Origin of the sequence: Olsenella sp. HMSC062G07 (assembly GCF_001811895.1) — a bacterium.
In the GTDB taxonomy this organism is placed as follows: Bacteria; Actinomycetota; Coriobacteriia; order Coriobacteriales; family Atopobiaceae; genus Olsenella_F; species Olsenella_F massiliensis.
In genome coordinates this window covers 604,615-617,592 of the sequence record NZ_KV806951.1, presented here as the reverse complement: position 1 = coordinate 617,592, position 12,978 = coordinate 604,615, and the positions used below count along the sequence as shown (strand labels likewise).

Annotated in this window: 11 protein-coding genes; all 11 read right to left on the bottom strand. The window is 69.6% G+C overall.

Annotated features, from left to right (window positions below):
• Positions 1–9 precede the first annotated feature (9 nt).
• The 11 genes from hisH to HMPREF2826_RS05880 all read right to left on the bottom strand — a co-directional run bounded on the left by hisH (position 10) and on the right by HMPREF2826_RS05880 (position 12,882).
• Positions 10–678 (bottom strand): imidazole glycerol phosphate synthase subunit HisH, encoded by a 669-nt coding sequence (gene hisH, locus HMPREF2826_RS05930; RefSeq protein ID WP_058269959.1) that lies wholly within the window; start codon positions 676–678, stop codon positions 10–12.
• Positions 678–1,280 carry an imidazoleglycerol-phosphate dehydratase HisB gene (gene hisB, locus HMPREF2826_RS05925; protein WP_070640103.1) on the bottom strand — a complete coding sequence of 201 codons (603 nt, stop codon included), beginning with the start codon at positions 1,278–1,280 and terminating at the stop codon, positions 678–680. The genes hisH and hisB overlap by 1 nt, the downstream gene beginning before the upstream one ends.
• 13 nt (positions 1,281–1,293) lie before the next feature.
• Positions 1,294–2,394, bottom strand: a complete 1,101-nt coding sequence (gene hisC, locus HMPREF2826_RS05920) for a histidinol-phosphate transaminase (RefSeq protein ID WP_070640100.1) — start codon at positions 2,392–2,394, stop codon at positions 1,294–1,296.
• A gap of 2 nt (positions 2,395–2,396) precedes the next feature.
• The gene (hisD, locus tag HMPREF2826_RS05915) at positions 2,397–3,830 is read right to left on the bottom strand and encodes a histidinol dehydrogenase (RefSeq protein ID WP_070640097.1); all 1,434 of its coding nucleotides are present in this window, start codon (positions 3,828–3,830) and stop codon (positions 2,397–2,399) included.
• A 1-nt stretch (position 3,831) separates the two neighbouring features.
• A complete protein-coding gene (gene hisG / locus HMPREF2826_RS05910; protein WP_070640094.1) occupies positions 3,832–5,493 on the bottom strand; it encodes an ATP phosphoribosyltransferase in 1,662 nt (553 codons plus the stop codon).
• A gap of 185 nt (positions 5,494–5,678) precedes the next feature.
• Positions 5,679–6,884, bottom strand: coding sequence for a C40 family peptidase (locus HMPREF2826_RS05905; RefSeq protein ID WP_148138345.1), 1,206 nt, complete (start codon positions 6,882–6,884; stop codon positions 5,679–5,681).
• 162 nt (positions 6,885–7,046) lie between these two features.
• On the bottom strand, positions 7,047–7,544 hold the full coding sequence (ybaK, locus tag HMPREF2826_RS05900; protein WP_070640089.1) for a Cys-tRNA(Pro) deacylase: 498 nt from the start codon (positions 7,542–7,544) through the stop codon (positions 7,047–7,049).
• A gap of 9 nt (positions 7,545–7,553) precedes the next feature.
• On the bottom strand, positions 7,554–10,448 hold the full coding sequence (uvrA, locus tag HMPREF2826_RS05895) for an excinuclease ABC subunit UvrA (protein WP_070640086.1): 2,895 nt from the start codon (positions 10,446–10,448) through the stop codon (positions 7,554–7,556).
• A gap of 127 nt (positions 10,449–10,575) precedes the next feature.
• On the bottom strand, positions 10,576–12,186 hold the full coding sequence (locus HMPREF2826_RS05890) for a DUF4153 domain-containing protein (protein ID WP_070640083.1): 1,611 nt from the start codon (positions 12,184–12,186) through the stop codon (positions 10,576–10,578).
• Positions 12,187–12,202: 16 nt separating this feature from the next.
• Positions 12,203–12,421: a helix-turn-helix domain-containing protein gene (locus HMPREF2826_RS05885; protein ID WP_083307299.1), complete on the bottom strand. Its 219-nt coding sequence runs from the start codon at positions 12,419–12,421 to the stop codon at positions 12,203–12,205.
• Positions 12,422–12,423: 2 nt separating this feature from the next.
• On the bottom strand, positions 12,424–12,882 hold the full coding sequence (locus HMPREF2826_RS05880; protein WP_070640080.1) for a DUF2975 domain-containing protein: 459 nt from the start codon (positions 12,880–12,882) through the stop codon (positions 12,424–12,426).
• Positions 12,883–12,978 lie beyond the last annotated feature (96 nt).

Below are 12,978 nucleotides of genomic sequence, written 5' to 3'. Positions count from 1 at the left end.
GCGTCCCCCCTAGCCGCGCACGATGCGCACGAAGTTGGAAAGGATGCGAAGCCCCGCGGCGGAAGACTTCTCGGGATGGAACTGGACCCCAAAGACGTTGTCGCGCCAGACGCAGGAGGCGAAGCTGCGCGCGTAGTGCGTCCTGGCGGCGACGAGGGTGCCGTCGACTCCCTCGTCCACGGCGAAGGAGTGCGTGAAGTAGACGTTGCCGCCCTCGGGAACGTCCACGAGCAGAGGGCAGCGCTGGCCCACGTCGGTCAGGTGAATCTGGTCCCATCCCACGTGGGGCACCTTGAGACGTCCCGAGGGCAGGCGCGTGACCGAGCCCGAGAGCACCCCGAGCCCCGGCACCCAGGTCCCGCCCCACGGACTGGGTCCGCCCTCTGACGAGCGCTCGGAACCACGGTCAAAGAGCAGGTGAAGCCCCAGGCAGATGCCCAGGAAGGGCGTCCCTTCCCCCAGGGCCGCCATGATGGCGTCGGCCTGGCCGCCCTGACGGATGAAGCCCATGGCGTCCTCGAACGCGCCCACCCCCGGAAGCACGACGCCCGCGGCCCCGGCGATGAGCGTGGGGTCGTCCGTGACGGTGACGAGGCCGCCTGCGGCCTCCAGGCCCCTGACGACGCTCTGCAGGTTGCCGCGATGATAGTCGACGACGACGATCCGCCCCGCCGCCATCAGAGGCTCCCCTTGGTCGAGGGCACGTCGCTCACGCGCGGGTCGCCCTCGACCGCCGCGCGCAGCGCGCGCGCCACGGCCTTGAAGGCGCACTCGATGAGATGGTGGGAGTTCTCGCCCGCGAGGCGGCGCACATGCAGGGTGATGCCCCCGTCCCGGGCGAGGCCGCTAAAGAACTCGCGGGCGAGCTCCGTGTCAAAGCCGCCCACCTTCTGGGCGGGGATGGGAAGCTCCCAATACAGCTCGCCGCGCCCCGAGACGTCGATGGCGGCGAGCACGAGCGCCTCGTCCATGGCGACGCAGACGTCCGAGAAGCGCCGGATGCCGGCCTTGTCACCCAGCGCCTGGCGCAGCGCGCGACCCATCACGATGCCCACGTCCTCGACCGTGTGATGGTCGTCCACCCAGCTGTCGCCCGTGGCCTTGACCTCAAGGTCGATCAGGGCATGACGGCCGAGCGCGTCGAGCATGTGGTCAAAGAATCCCACGCCCGTGCCGACGTCGCAGCGCCCCGTCCCGTCGAGGTCGAGGCTGACCGTCACGTCCGTCTCGCCCGTCGTGCGGGTGAGCGTGACCTTGCGCGATGACTGTCTGGTGCTCATGGGTGCCTCCCGTTCAGGGTCGCTCGTCCAATAGGGTGTCGAGGGCCGTGATGACGGCGTCATTCTCGGCGGGCGTGCCGACGGTGATGCGCAGGCAGTCGGCGAGGGCCGGCGCGGCGGAGAAGTCGCGCACGAGGATCGAGTGCTCGTCGCGCAGGCGACCCCAGACCTCGTGCGCCCGGGGCAGCCGCACGAGCAGAAAGTTGGCCGAGCTGGGCCAGGTCCTCACGCCTCGGGACGCAAGGCCTTCCAGTCGCGTGCGCATATACTCGCGTTGCTCGCGAATCTCCCGGATGCTGGGCTTAAACTCCTCACGCAGGCGGACGGCGACGGAGGCGGCGGCCTGCGACAGCACGTTCACCGAGTAGGGTTGGCGCACCGCGGCCAGGGCGGCGACGACGGCCGGGTTGGCGAGCACGTACCCCAGGCGCACGCCGGCGAGCTGGTAGGCCTTGGAGAGCGTGCGCAGCACCGCGAGGTTCGCATGCTCCTCGAGAAGCGCCGCGCAGTCCGCGCCGTCGCCTGCGAACTCGACGTACGCCTCATCGGCGAGGACGATGCCGGGACAGGCGTCGCAGAGGGCGGCGACGAAGTCGGGCGACACGACGTCCCCCGTGGGATTGTTGGGAGTCGTGACGATGACCAGGTTGGCGGATGGCGCAGCCTCAAGCGCGGCCGCCTCGTTGACGCGCAACGTCTCCGGGTCGCGGCCCACCCTGAGGACGGGCGTCTCGACCAGGCCCGCATAGAGCCCGTAGACGCTGAAGTCGGGAGGAAAGGTGAGGAGGGGCCGGCCGGCGCCCCCAAAGGCGAGCAGCAGGTTAAAGAGGAGCTCGTCTCCCCCGTTGCCGACGACGACCTGATCGGGTCCGACGCCGTGCCAGTCGGCGACGAGGGCGCGCAGGTCGTCCGCAAGCGCCGAGGGATAGCGGTTGGTGGGCAGCTGGCGCAGGGCCCCGTCCAGGGCCTCGCGCACCGCCCGAGGCAGCTCGTAGGTGTTCTCGTTGGCCGAGAGGTTGATGCGCACATCTGAGAAGGCGGGGTCATACGGCTCGAGCGCCGCCGCGGAGGGACGCAGGAGAGGGCGCATGTCAGAAGGAATCGTCAGGGCCATCGCTACGCCCGCCCCTCGCTGCCTAAGAGCCGCGGGACGCCGGGAGCCCTGAGAATCTGCGGCCAGGCCGTGGCGGAGGCCCCCTCGCAGGCGGCGACCGGGTCGGCGAAGGCGGCCTGGGGCGGCGCGGCCGCGCCCTTCTCCTTGGCCTCGTCCAGAAGCCTCGTGCGCAGGCCGACGGAAAGCGCGTGGGCCCAGAGCCCCTCCGCCTGCGCGAGCACCTGGGCGGACGGGCCGTCGGCCCTGAGGCCCTCCGGCGAGTAGGCGATGACGCTCGAGCGCTTCGTGAAGTCGTACACGCCCAGGGGGCTCGAGAAGCGCGCCGTACCCCCCGTGGGCAGGGTGTGGTTGGGTCCCGCGACGTAGTCCCCCAAGGGCTCGGAGCTCCAGGGCCCCACGAAGATGGCGCCGGCGTTTCTCACCCTCCCAAGCAGCGAGAAGGGCTCGGCGCAGTGGAGCTCGAGATGCTCCGGGGCGATGGCGTTCACGGCGGCGAGGGCGTCGTCCATCGACGCGACGCGCACAATCGCCCCATGGTCGGCGAGGGAGGAGCGCGTGACGCCCTCGCGGGGACTCTGGCCCACGAGGCGCTCGATGGCCCCCTCGACGCGGGGTCCGAGCTCGGCATCGGCGCTCACCAGGTAGCAGGCGGCCATGGGGTCGTGCTCCGCCTGGGCCATGAGGTCGGCGGCCACGACGACGGGGTCGGCCGTGGCATCCGCGAGAACGCACACCTCCGACGGGCCCGCGATCATGTCGATTCCCACGTCACCCGAGACGTAGCGCTTGGCGGCGGCGACGTAGGCGTTGCCGGGGCCCACGATCTTCTCGACGGCGGGGATGGATTCGGTGCCATAGGCCGCCGCGGCAATCGCCTGCGCGCCGCCCACGGCATACACCTCGTCGATGCCGGCCGTGGCAGCCGCGGCCAGCGTGTAGGCCGAGAGGGAGCCGTCGCGCTGGGGCGGGGTCAGCATGATGACGCGCCCCACGCCGGCGACCTTGGCGGGGATGGCGCCCATGAGCACCGTCGAGGGATACTGCGCGCGACCGCCGGGCACGTAGAGCGCCGCCGACGCGACGGGCGTCACCCTGACGCCCAGCATGGTGCCGTCGTCGCGCGTCATGAACCAGGACTTCTCGCGCTCGCCCTCGTGGAAGGCGCGAATCTGCCGCGCGGCATGCCGCAGCGCCGCCAGGAACGCCTCGTCAACCTGGTCCAGGGCGCCCTGGATGACTTCGACGGGAACCCTGAACGCCGCAGGGCAGGAGCCGTCGAACCTGAGACAGCACTCCCTCAGCGCCTCGTCGCCGCGCGCGCGGACGTCATCGACGATGGCCTGGGCACCGTCCAGGACCTCGCGCGGAAGCGCCCCTCCCCGCCTGAGCCCGCTCGCGTCAAGGCGCTCGCCGGCGCCGAGGATGATGGTCCTCATGTCAGTTTCCCTCCCGTGAGACCTCGGCGAGGCGCGCGGCGAGATCGCGCACGCGCTCGTCGGAGCGATAGGCGGCCGGTCCGGCGAAGAAGCGCGCCGTGCAGCTCATGACGTCGCCCACGACCTCAAGGTCGTTCTCGCGCAGGGTCGTGCCCGTCGCCGTGATGTCCACGATCCTGTCGGTCATGCCCACGATGGGCCCTAGCTCGATGTTGCCGTGCAGGGTCACGATGTCGACCTTCTGGCCCAGGGCGTCGTAGTAGCGCTGGGTGATGCGCGGGTACTTGGTGGCCACGCGCAGGCTCCCGCGCCAGGAGTAGTCGCCCTCGGCGGCCCCGCGTCGCGCACGCGGCTCCGCCACGACGAAGCGACAGGCCCCCACATGAAGGTCCACGAGCTGCACCAGGTCTATGCCCGCCTCGATGAGGGAGTCGTTGCCGCAGATCCCGCAGTCCGCCCCCCCATGGCCCACGAACGCCGGAGCATCCTGGGCGCGCACGATGACGTACTCGACGTCGCCGGCGTCCACGACCAGCCGGCGGCCGGCCGCACGCAGATCCTCCACCGGCAGGCCGGCCCGCTCGAGGAGGCCGACGGCGTCCGAAAAGAGTCCGCCCTTGGGAACCGCCACCCTGAGCGGACGGGAGCTGCGCCCCTGGGTGCTGGAGACGACGCCCGAGGCGCCGTACTCGCCCAGGACCTCCTGAAGGCGCTCCAGGGATATGGCAAAGCCGCAGGCCACCAGGTCGTCGCGGTCATAGGCCGCGGGCACGGCGTCGTAGCGGCCTCCCGAGGCGATGGCGGCGCTCGTGGCGTCGGAGTAGGCCTTGAACACGACGCCCGTGTAGTAGTCGAAGGAGTTGATGATGGAGAAGTCGAAGGCCAGAGAGCCCGTGGCGACGAGTCCCGCGGCCTGGGAGATGAGGGCGCGAAGCTCAACGATCCCCCGACACCCCTTTGGGATGCGCGCCTCCTCGAGCAGGGCGTCGGCCTTGTCGACGACGTCGGCGCCCCCGGCAAGACGCGGGAGCGCGCACAGGGTGCGGGCGGCGGCGCCGTCGAGGGGCGAGGAGGCGACGAGCGCGTCGAGGCCGGGAAGGTCCGACTCGTGGACGAGCGCGAGCGCCCGCCTGCGGAAGTCCTGGCTGGGAGCGCAGGCGTCGAGCAGGCCCAGCAGCGGCGTCACGGACCCGCAGACGACGCGCCAGTCCGGCACGGCGAGGGCGTCGAGCACGAGCGCCAGCAGCTTGATGACCTCGACGTCGGGAAGGCTCCCCCGAGCGTCGAAGAACTCGGCGCCCAGCTGCGTAAACTGGCGGGGCTGCCCGGCGAGGGCGGGGCTCTCGCGCACGACGGGGGCCTGATAGCGCAGGCGCAGGGGCAGATCGTCGGCCCCCGCGCGCTCCGCCACGAGGCGCACGAGCGGCTGGGTGAGGTCGGGCCTGAGCACGAGGGGTCCGCCGTCCGCGTCAAAGAGCTGGAAGGCGGGGGTGCGCAGGCGCCCCCCGCGCTCGAGGGCGTCGAGGCGCTCGAGCAGCGGGGTCTCGACGGGAGCGTACCCCTGGGCGTCGAGGCAGTCGCGCACCGCGGCGGAGATGCGCTCGCGGGCGCGCGCCTCGTCCGGAAGGATGTCCCTGAACCCTCGCGCCGTTCCCGTCTGCATAGCGCCCCCTCTCGCCTTGCGGCGTCGCGTTCCCTTTGTCCCGTTCCCCTACAGTAGGGGCAGCGGGGCCTGCGAGCGCGACGAACGCGCAGAGGGAAACGCAGTTGTTACGGCAGGTGTCACGTCAGGCCGAAACGGGACCCGACGCGAGCGCCCCGAGCGGGAGAGTCGGTGCGACGGGCGCCCTACGCCAGCGGGAATCCCAGGGCATATATGCCGTTCCAGCGGCTCAGCGGCGAGACCATGCACGAGGCGCCGGGGTGGGGCTCGTGGACGCACGAGCCGTTGCCCAGGTACATGGCGACGTGATGGCCTCCCCGCACGAAGACGAGGTCGCCAGGCTGCAGCTGGGACGTGTCGTAGAACACGTGACCGGCGGAGCGGCAGGCGGCGAGCTGCGTGTAGGTGGTGCGCGGAATGGCGTAGCCGCACTGGGCGAAGGCCCACTGCATGAGCCCCGAGCAGTCCGTCCCGCCCGACTGGGGGTAGGTCCCTCCCCACACATACGGGACGCCCAGCAGCGAGAGGGCCGCGTTGCAGAGCTGCTCGCGCAGACCCGTCGCCACGACGGCGACCGTTCCCGACGCCTGCCCCTGCCGCGCCGCGGCGGCGGCCGCGGCGGCCTTGCGCTGCTCCTCCTCGCGGGCGGCCTCGATCTCGGCGTCACGCTTGGCCATGAGGTCCTTGACGTCCTGGTCAAGCCCGTCCACGACCCTCTGGGACTCCCGCCGCCTCTCCTCCATGGCCGCCCGCTGGCTCCTGAGCGTGTCACCAAGGTCCTGAAGCCGCCTCTTCTGCGCCTCGAGGTCGGCCTTCTGGCTCTCAAGCTCAGACTTCTGGCGCTCGAGCTCAGAGCGCTGACGCTCCAGCTGGGCCTTGAGGTTCCGTATGGACTCGATCTGCTCGTTCTGCGCCTGGGCGATCTTGTCGGAGTAGTAGATGCTGCTGGCAAGGTCGTCGAGGGACGAGGAGTTCAGCACGATGTCCAGCATGCTGATGCCGCCCGAGGTGTAGGTGGCCGCAACGCGCTTGCCGAGCTGCCTGCGCTTGTCGTCCATCTGCCTCTGGCTGCGCTCGACGTCCGCCTGCTTGGCCGCGATGGCCTTCGTGGACTCGTCGATCTTGTCCTGGGTGCCGTCTATCTGCCTCTGGGTGTCGTCAAGCTGGGCCTGGGTCTGGTCCTGCTTGTAGGCAAGCTCCTCGAGCTGGGCTCCCAGGGCGTTGAGCTTGTCCTCGGCGGCATCGAGCCGAGACTGCGCACCCGAGAGCGCGTCGAGCGTCTCCTGGGTGGCCTGGGGCTCGGCATGGGCGCGCGCGGAGAGGAGCCTCGTGGTGGAGAGCACCAGCCCCGCGGCCAGTGCGATGGACTGTCTCCTTGTGACGCCCGCCATGTGTGCCCGCACCCCCGCCCATGCCATGACCGCCACGACGACGGTCGCCTAGGAACATCCACTATAGCGCAGCACCAGGCGTCCCTCCCCGAGAGGGCGAGCCGTGCCAGCTGCGCGCAAGCTGGGCTCCAGCGACGCGCGATGACACGCCGCCCCTGCAGCCTACCCACGCACGATGTCCGCGAAGCGCGCGCCGACGAAGGCCGCGAGCTTGAGGGGATCAAGCTCAAGGCCCAGTCCCCGGCGCCCCCCGGAGATGCCGATGGCCTCAAAGAGCTGCGCCGTCTCCTCGATGAGCGTGGGAAAGGGCCGCTTCATGCCGATGGGCGTGCAGCCTCCGCGCACGTAGCCCGTCGTGGCCTCGAGGTCCCTCGCGGGCACGAGCTCGAGGGACTTCTCGCCCGCCGCCGCGGCGGCCTTCTTGAGGTCGAGCTCCTCGGCCACGGGCAGGCAGCAGACCACGTGGTCGCCCGAGGGCGCCACGCACACGAGCGTCTTGAACTGGGACTGAGGGTCGGCGCCCGACTCCTCGGCCATCCTGAGGCCCAGCCCGCGCGAGACGTCCGTCTCGCCCGCGTGCTCATGGACGACGTAGGCGATGCCCGCCCGGTCGAGCTCGCGCATCGCGTTGGTCTTTTCCGGTCGCCTCTTGCGTGCCATGGCCCTCCCCTATGCGCGATCCGCCATGCGGGCGCGGTCGCGCTCGAGGATGGGGGCAAGGTAGCGGCCGGTGTGGCTTTCGGGCAGGAGGGCGATCTCCTCGGGCGTCCCGTAGCCCACGATGGTGCCGCCGCCCTCGCCGCCCTCGGGTCCCAGGTCGATGATGCGGTCGGCCATCTTGATGACGTCCAGGTTGTGCTCGATGACCAGCACGGTGTTGCCCACGTCCACGAGCTTCTCGAGCACCTCCACGAGCATGCGCACGTCCTCAAAGTGCAGGCCCGTGGTGGGCTCGTCGAGGATGTAGAACGTGCGCCCCGTCTGCTGGCGGTGAAGCTCCTTGGCGAGCTTCACGCGCTGGGCCTCGCCTCCCGAGAGCGTCGTCGCGGACTGCCCCAGGCGGATGTAGCCCAGGCCCACGTCAAAGAGGGTCTGCAGCTTGCGCTTGACGCGCGGGATGTTGCCAAAGAACGCCAGCGCCTCCGTGACCGTCATGTCCAGCACGTCACTGATGGTCTTGCCGTGGTAGGTGACCTCGAGGGTCTCTCGGTTGTAGCGCTTGCCGTGGCAGACCTCGCAGGGCACGTAGACGTCGGGCAGGAAGTTCATCTCGATCTTGATCTGGCCGTCGCCCTTGCAGGCCTCGCAGCGCCCGCCCGACACGTTGAACGAGAAGCGCCCAGGGCTGTAGCCGCGCGCCCGGCTCTCGGGCACCGAGGCAAAGAGGTTGCGTAGGTCGTCCCAGAGGCCGATGTACGTCGCGGGATTTGAGCGCGGCGTGCGGCCGATGGGGCTCTGGTCGATGTCGATGACCTTGTCGATGGTCTTGCGCCCCTCGGCGTCGACCAGCCCCTCAAGCGAGCGGTACGCGCCCACCGGACGCTGCGAGTGGTGCACGGCGTTGGTGAGCGCGGGGGCGAGCGTGTCCGTGACGAGCGACGACTTTCCCGACCCCGAGACGCCCGTGACCACGGTGAGCGTGCCGAGCTCCACCTGCACGTCCACGCCCTTGAGGTTGTTGGCCCGGGCGCCCGCAAGCTCGATGGTGCCGGCGTCGGGACGCCGGCGCACCTCGGGCAGCTCCACGATCCTCCTGCCCGTGAGGTAGGCCCCCGTGATGGATTCGGGATGCCTGCAGATGTCCTCGGGGGTGCCCGCGGCGACGACGGACCCGCCCAGCTCGCCGGCGCCCGGTCCCATGTCGATGACGTAGTCGGCGGCGCGGATGGTGTCCTCGTCATGCTCCACCACGATCACGGTGTTGCCCTGGTCGCGCAGGCGCTTGAGCGTGTCGATGAGACGGTCGTTATCGCGCTGGTGCAGGCCGATGGAGGGCTCGTCCAAGATGTAGAGGACGCCCATGAGGCCGGCGCCTATCTGGGTGGCCAGGCGGATGCGCTGCGCCTCGCCGCCCGAGAGCGTCGCCGCGGCGCGGGACAGCGTCAGATAGTCAAGTCCCACGTTGACCATGAAGCGCAGGCGCGCGACGACCTCCTTGACGACGGGCGCGCCGATGAGATGCTGGCGCTCGGTGAGCGTGAGCCCCTGGAAGTACGCCAGGCACTCGGCGCAGGACATCTCGCAGACCTCCTGGATGTTGCGCCCGCCCACCGTCACGGCAAGGTACTCCGGCTTCAGGCGGGCGCCGTGGCAGCTGGGGCAGGGCACCTCGCGGATGTAGCGCTCGAGGTGGGTGCGCATCGTCTCGCTCGTCGTCTCCTGGTACTTCTCGAAGAGGATGGACCGCACACCCGAGAACTTCGTGAGCCAGCTCGTGTCGCGACCGCTCAGCGTGTGATAGTTCACGCGCACCTGGGTGTCGCCCAGGCCGTCAAGAAGCGCCCTCTGCGTCCGCTTCCTGAGGTCCTGCCAGGGCGTCTTCTCGCTCTCGCCCAGATGCTGGCAGACGGCGGCCAGAATCTGGGGATAGTAGTTGGACTTGCCGACGACGCCGGCGAACACGCCTCCCGCGACGGAGAGCGTGGGGTCCTCGATGAGCGCCTCGGCGTCCACGATGCGCCTCACGCCGATGCCGTCGCAGTCGGGACAGGCGCCGTAGGGGGCGTTGAACGAGAAGTCGCGGGGCTGGAGGTCGTCGATGGAGTGGCCGTGCTCGGGGCAGGCCAGCGCCAGCGAATACTGGAGCAGGTCTCCCTCCTCGTCCGCAGGGGCGTCACGGCCGGGAAGGAGGTAGAAGGCGACGCGGCCCGAGGCCAGGCGGCAGGCCGTCTCGACCGCCTCGACGATGCGGCCCAGGCTCCCCTCGCGAATGACCACGCGGTCGACGACGACCTCGATGGAGTGCTTGTACTTCTTGTCGAGCTTGATGGGGTCGGACCCCAGCTCGCGCACCTCGCCGTCCACGCGCACGCGACTGAAGCCCTCCTTCGAGAGGTCCTCGAAGAGCTTGGCGTACTCGCCCTTGCGCCCCAGCACGACGGGCGCCAGGACCAACGCGCGCCTGCCCTTGCCGGCGACGAGGACCTTGTCCGCCACCTGGTCGGTCGTCTGGCGCTCGATCACGCGGCCGCACTCCGGGCAATGGGGCGTGCCGACGCGCGCAAACAAAAGGCGCAGGTAGTCATAGATCTCCGTGACGGTGCCCACCGTGGAGCGAGGGTTCTTCGAGGTGGTCTTCTGGTCGATGGAGACGGCCGGCGACAGGCCGTCGATGGAGTCGAGGTCGGGCTTGTCCATCTGTCCCAGGAACATGCGGGCATAGGACGAGAGGCTCTCCACGTAGCGACGTTGCCCCTCCGCGTAGATCGTGTCAAAGGCGAGGCTCGACTTGCCCGAACCCGAGAGCCCCGTGATGACCACGAGCCTGTCACGCGGAATGGTGACGTCGACGTCACGCAGGTTGTGCTCGCGCGCGCCGCGGATGACGATGGATTCAGATGCCATGTGTGCCGCCTCGATAGATGAACATGCCCTACGTTCAGCCGCATATCCCTATACCCGCTGCGGCACGCCGTCTATCGTAGGCCTCCCGTCCATCCCGCGCCGCTCGCGGCGGCCCAGTCACGAAATCTCACCTGCCGCCCGAGAGGAGCTCCGCGGCCGTCAGCGTCGACCAGGTTTCGCCGTCCCAGTAGTGCTCGAGGGCGTCGAGCTCGAGGCGCGCCTGGTCCTCGCAGGCGGGGCTTTCCTCGGCAAGACGCGCGATGGCCCACCTGGCGTCGGGCGAGAGGGATCCCAGGTAGTCGATGTCGATGACCTCGATGCTTCCCGACAGGTAGCCGTCCACGTTGAACGAGGCGATCCGAGCGGCGGGCCCGCTGAGGATGAACGCGCACCAAAGCGCCAGGAGAAAGGCGAGCGACAGCCTGAACGTCGGCAGGTGTGGGAGGGCGATGCTCGCCCCCACGAGGGCGACGAGGCCCGCGATGGCCACCATGCCCAGATAGGTGAGGGCCCTCAGCAGGCTCAGCCCATAGACTCCCACGTACAGGCTCATGCGCAGGGCGGCCGAGGCGAGCACGACGAGCGTGGCCGCAAGGAGCAGGTACTGCAGGACGCCCACGTGACGCGCGGGCTTGGCGTCGCGGCGCAGCCACCGGCTCGCGAGCACGACGGCCAGGTTGATGGCGGCGACGACCACGAGCTGGAAGAAGCCCGAGCGTGCGTAGGCGGCGTAGCCCCCGAACGCCGCCGTGGAGGCGGCTCCCCCAAAGAGATAGGCAAACTGGATGATGACGAAGACGGCATACACGACGTCGAGCATGAGGAGGGGCACGGTCACGGACAGGGCGCTCGCGTCGCGCCGTCGGACGGACGGCGCGCCTTGCACCTGAGAGCCCTGACGGTCAGCGACGGCGACGAGCAACGAGAAGGACAGCGTCCCCACGACGGCCACGCGCACGGCCCGCCAAACCCAACGCTCCCAGCCCTCCCCCATCCACAGGAAGCTGTCCTCAAGAAGGCGCATGAAGACGGCATCCGCAGACGCCAGGAGGGGAACCACCAGCGCAAGGACCACGACGCCCGCCAAAAGTCCCAGGCCTGCGGAGACAAGGCTCCTCGTCGCCAGCGAGGGGCGCAGCGACCGCAGGCGGCCCGCGTTTCTCACCTGGGAGCCAAAGAAGAAGGCCAGGGCCACCAGACAGCCCCTGAGCGAGAGGGCGATCCTCTCGGCGCCGCCCGAGAGCAGCAGGAACGTAAGGACGCAGCAGGGCCCCAGCACGAGGGAGTTGAGAAGCCTGAGCTCCGTGCTGGCCGTGAGGGAGGGCGCCACAGACAGAAGGGCGCAAACGACGACGAGGGCGGCCGTCTCCCTTCCCAGGCGTCGAGGACCGCGCCCCAGCACGAGAGCGATCGCAAGGAAGCACAAGAGCGAGAGGGTCACGCCCACGCCACCAAGGCAGGGAAAGAAGGGGGCGAGGCCCAGCGGCAGGCCGTCCACGCAGGCGGTCCACAACAGCGCGAGGAGGAGGGCCAGGCCCAGGCACGGCAGGTCCCTGGGACCGGGGGCGAGATCCTTTGGGCCCGAGGAGGAATCATGGGGACCCGCAGGGCCGGGGACGACCTCCGGTCTTGAAGGCGTCGCCTCGTCACGTTGCGGCGCGAGGGGCGCCAGAGCAGCGTTTGAGGTACGGCTCGCCTCGGGGGCCGGCGGGCGGCCCTCGTCACGACGTTTGTCCATGATGTGTCGCTTTCTGCTAGGTTTTCTCTTCAGGCAGGTATTCCAGCAGGTCGGCGGGCTGGCAGCCCAGCTCCCTGCACAGCGCCTCGAGCGTCGAGAAGCGGATGGCCTTCGCCTTGCCGTTCTTGAGGATGGACAGGTTCGCCATCGTGACCCCCACGCGCTCCGAGAGCTCCGTGAGGCTCATGCGGCGGTCCGCCAGCACGAGGTCGAGCTTCACCCTGATGCTCCCCATCCCTACACCACCAGGTCGTTCTCGTCCTTGAGCTGGGCGGCGCCCTCGGTGAAGGCCGAGAGCGCCACGCAGACGACCGCCAGCGAGACGCAGAACACGAGGGCGACGGAGAGCGACGCCACGACGGAGAAGACGATCTGATCGGCCGAGGCCACGTAGGCGACGGTGACGGCGAGCCAGACGAGGACGTCGATGGCGGCAAGGTAGCCCATGGAGCGCAGGCGACGCGCGTTGTTGCGGGAGAAGACCTCGCCCTCCCCTATGGCCGAGAAGAGCGTCCATGACACGACGGCCAAGGCCATGAGGGGCGCCACGCCCAGGGCGAACGCCAGGGTCGAGCCAGAGGGGACGACGTCGCGGGCCTCTATGACGGGTATGACGAGCGCCAGGACGAGCACGCACGCCGCGACGGCAAGGAGGTCGATGGCCTTGAGCACCACGGACATCTCGCGCTTGGACATGGCTGCCTTCCCTCTCTCTATCTGACGCTGCCCAAGAGCATAGCAGTTTTATATCGAATTTCAATAAGAACTTATCGTTTTTCGATAAATACTTTG